Annotated in this window: 2 protein-coding genes and 1 pseudogene; all 3 read right to left on the minus strand. The window is 67.1% G+C overall.

The features are described from left to right. Positions 1 to 156: 156 nt before the first annotated feature. Entirely contained in the window at positions 157 to 885 is a 729-nt protein-coding gene (locus JO236_RS04440) for a TVP38/TMEM64 family protein (RefSeq protein ID WP_293325312.1), read from the minus strand. Positions 886 to 960: 75 nt separating this feature from the next. Beyond that, positions 961 to 2,712 (minus strand): exodeoxyribonuclease V subunit alpha, encoded by a 1,752-nt coding sequence (recD, locus tag JO236_RS04445; protein ID WP_293325315.1) that lies wholly within the window; start codon positions 2,710 to 2,712, stop codon positions 961 to 963. Then, a pseudogene (locus JO236_RS04450) lies at positions 2,709 to 4,087 on the minus strand (exodeoxyribonuclease V subunit beta); the annotation flags it as partial. The gene recD and the pseudogene JO236_RS04450, both read right to left, overlap by 4 nt.

Consider the following 4,087-nt stretch of genomic DNA (forward strand, 5'->3'; position numbering starts at 1 on the left):
CCGCAACCGCTCCGGAGTGGTCAAGACGTCAAACGACAACCCGCACACAGCAGAGACCGCGGCATCAAGCGCATCGAACGCCTCCACGATCGAGTCCCTGTCCGAATGCATGTTCGAATCCTACGACTCACCACCGACAGCTTGTCATCCTCGCGACTACTCGGGCGTAGCCGCGCGCTCCTGGCCGTCATCCTCCGCACGGCGGGCATGCCCGCGCCACTTTTGGAACCCGCGCCGCGCCGCGAACACACCGACGATGGCGCTCAGGCACCACACAGCTATCGCCGCGTACGCCAGTGGCGCCGACCGATTTCCGATCGAGGCGCCCAGCGCGGTGTAGGCGAACGCGCGTGGCGCCGAGCCGATAAACGAACCGACTGCCAGCTGCCACAACGGAACTCCGAATGCTCCGAACGCATAGGAGGCCAGCGCATCGGATATGCCCGGAACGAAACGCTGGCCGACGACCGCCCATAGTCCGCGTCGTTCGATCAACGCGTCGATGCGGTCGGCGCGTTCCGTGCCCAGCAGAGCCCGCGCGCTGTCCCTGCCGCCACGACGCCCGATCCGACTCGCGACGATCGCGGTGCCGACCGCCGCACCCAGCGTCACGAAGACGCCCAGCACGGGACCGAACAACAGCCCGCTGCCAGCCGCCAGGATCGAGCCCGGGACGAACAACGCGCCCAGGACGGCCGACGCCACCACGTAGGTCAGCGGCGCCAGCGGCCCCGTCGCCGCCGCCGCGCGGCGAACCGCGTCGAAATCGATAACTCGCGCAATGGCCACCAAATAGAACATTGCAAGTAAAAATCCGACGAAGATGACGAGGCGCACGATGTGGCGCCGTCGGGATGACGGTGTGGAACCGCTGCTGTCGGCCATGTCGACCGTGATTCTTCCGCACCGCGGCCGCAATATGTCAGACTTCCCGTGCCAGCACGCCGACAGTGTGTTGGTTCAACTCGCGTCGCGAGCTGCCAACCGCAGCCGCAGCCCCGTCGCGCGCACCGCCCGTCGCTCGACGGCACCGCGAACCGAAGCCTCCGAACCCACCACCCGCACTTTGTGCTTGGCCCGGGTTACCGCGGTGTAGAACAACTCTCGCGTCAGCAACCGTGAATCCTCCGGCGGCAGAAGGACCGTCACTTCGTCGGCTTGGCTGCCCTGGCTTTTGTGGATCGTCATGGCGTGCGCCGTCTCGACGGCAGACATCCGGCTGGTTGCGAAATCCAACGGTTCCTCGGCACCGGCGATGACAGCTCGCAGCGCGCCACCAGCCAGGACGGTCACACCGGTGTCGCCGTTGTAAACGCCCAGCCCATAGTCATTGGCCGTCACCAGCACCGGGCGCCCTGCATACCAGGACGACCAGATCGGTTCGCCCGTTGCTTCTGTCAACCATCGCTCGACCTGGCGATTCCAGTGCTGCACTCCGTACCTCCCGCGCCGGTGCGCACACAGCAGCCTGTGCTCGTCGAGCGTCGCCAACGCCGCCGCAGCATCACCGAGGACGGCGCTCTGCCGCAGCCGAAGTGCATGGGACACAAGCACATCGCGCAGTCGTGCCGGCGAGTCGTCGGTGTCGATCCAGTCCAGGTGATCGTCGGCGGATCGCAGCGCGTCGATGACCCCATCGGCGTCGCCGCCCCGGATCGCCGACGCCAACTCGCCGATCGACTCGCCGAACCGATACGACGTCGACAGGGCGGCCACCCGCGCGTCGTCGCGCTCCCCGAGCCCGTCGACCAAGTCGGCCAACACCGCGCCGGCCTCCACCGACGCCAACTGGTCTGGATCGCCGACGAGCAGCAGGCGCGTCTGCGGGCGTACCGCCTCCAGCAGCCGCGCCATCATCGTCAGAGACACCATCGATGTCTCATCGACAACGATCACGTCGTGCGGGAGTCGGTTGCCGCGGTGATGACGAAACCGCGAGGAGGTATCTGGCCGGCTCCCCAGCAGGCGATGCAACGTGGTCGCCCGCAGCCCCGAAAGACGCTGCTGATCAAGAGGATTCAGCCGGTCGATCTCCAATTGCACGGCCTCCTGCAGCCGGGCCGCGGCCTTGCCGGTCGGCGCGGCCAGTGCGATGCGCAGGTGCGTCTTACCATTCAGCTGCGCCTCCTCGGCGAACAGCGCCAACAGCCGGGCCACCGTCGTCGTCTTGCCGGTCCCCGGTCCGCCGGTCAGGACCGTCAAGCCCTGTGTCAGAGCGATGTCCGCCACCACACGTTGTTCTTCATAGCCGGGCGGAAACAAGCGGCCGATGTCATGCGGTTTGCGGGCCGGTGCGCGGCTGGAAAGCAGGGCCGACAGATCGTCCGCAACCTGCTGCTCCTCGCGCCAATACCTGTCCAGATACAGCAGCTTGTCATTAAAGATCCGCAGCACCGGAGGTGAGCCGGCCAGCGGGCTGGCCCGCACCGCGGTCAACCAGTCATCCGGCGACGGCCACGGCAGGTCAGGAAGGCCGACCTGCGCCGCGACCAACCCCAGGTCCACGCATACCGAACCGCCCCGCAGCGCGCGCACCACCAGCGCGACCGCCAGCAGCACCGCCGGGTCGGATTCACCCGACATCTCCGTAAGCCGCCGCGCCACATGAACATCCGCCGCATCGAGCACACCGGCCTCGTTGCATGTCCGCAACACGTCGGTGGCACTGACGGCCAACCGCCAGTCGCCGGGTTCACGAACCTCGATGCTCACGCGGCCGCGACCCCCGCATCGAGAAGGTCCGACAACTCAGCCACGAGCGCCACCGGTGGTGCCCAACCGAACACCCCGGCCGGGTGCCCGTCGACCACCGGAGTGCTGGCCCCACACATCCCGCGCACAAATAGGTACAGGACACCACCCAAATGGCGCGCCGGATCGTAACCCGGCTGCCGCCAGCGCAGAAAACGGTGCAACACAACGCTGTACAGCAACGCTTGCAGCGGATAGTCCGAGTGCAGCATCGCGTCGACCAGTCGCGGCCGGCTGTAATCGGCGGCGGCCAAGGGCCGGTCCGGATCGCCCAGCCAGTTGGTCTTGTAATCGACGATCACATATCGTGGCCCGTCCGGGATCCGCAACACCGCGTCGATCGAGCCGTTGAGGTACCCGCGCAGCAACTGGTGACCCAGAGCGCCGTCGCTCAACCTGTCGGCATACGAGGCCAGTGGGTCCTCGATCGCAAGGTGCGTTCGTAGCAACGATCCGACGTCGGCCAGCCGGGTAGTAGGAGCCAAACCACGAACATCGCCACCAGCCAACGGAAACTCGAAGTCCAACTCCCGCAACCGATCCCGAAGGCCTATCCGCCGCAGCGTCAAACCGTCGGCCAGTGGTCCCAGCGGGGTGTCGTGCATCGGGACCAGGGCCGCCGCGAGGTCAGCCGAGGGAACGTCGATCGGCCACCAGACCGAGTGCTTCCGGATCTGGACCTCGATTTCACCGGCCAGATCGGACGCGAATGGGTCGGTCGTCTCCAGCACGGCATGCACCAGCGTGCCGAACTTTGCCCCCGTCGGTAGCTCGGCCATCGGCGACGGCATGTCCGACCCGGTTGCGGGCTGGGCCAACGGAATGTCGGCGACCTCGTCGTCCAGTTCGGTGTCGTCGGGCTCGCTGCTGACGTTGGCCGGTCCCGCCTCGGAGAGGGCCCTGATCAGTCCCGAATAGGAGGTGCGTCGCCAGGTGGCGTCGATGCCGCGATGAAAGTGCCGGTTGTCGAGGTCAGGCGGTGTCCCTGGGCCCGGGACGCGTCGAGTCGGCGCGATCACCGACTCCTCCAGAACCGGTCCGCCGGCGGCCTCCCATTCACGAAACCGCGACCAAGCTTCGTCATCGGTGATCTTGGCGGGCGTACACCGGTCGGGTACCACAGATTCGCCCGGTCGCCGACCCCGCAACAGCCGCGACAGACCGCCATTGGGCTCGTCGAAAGCCGGCGACCACCAGGCCACCACCTGCGACTGGGCCCGGGTCATCGCAACGTAGGTCAATCGGCCGTCGTCGCTCGCGGCCTCCGTGGCGCCCAGCTTTTCGACGGTCGTGAAATCGGGGCTGTCCTTGCCGCCGATGTGCAGGCAACGCACGC

Source organism: Mycobacterium sp. (genome assembly GCF_019247635.1).
Taxonomy (GTDB): Bacteria; Actinomycetota; Actinomycetes; order Mycobacteriales; family Mycobacteriaceae; genus Mycobacterium.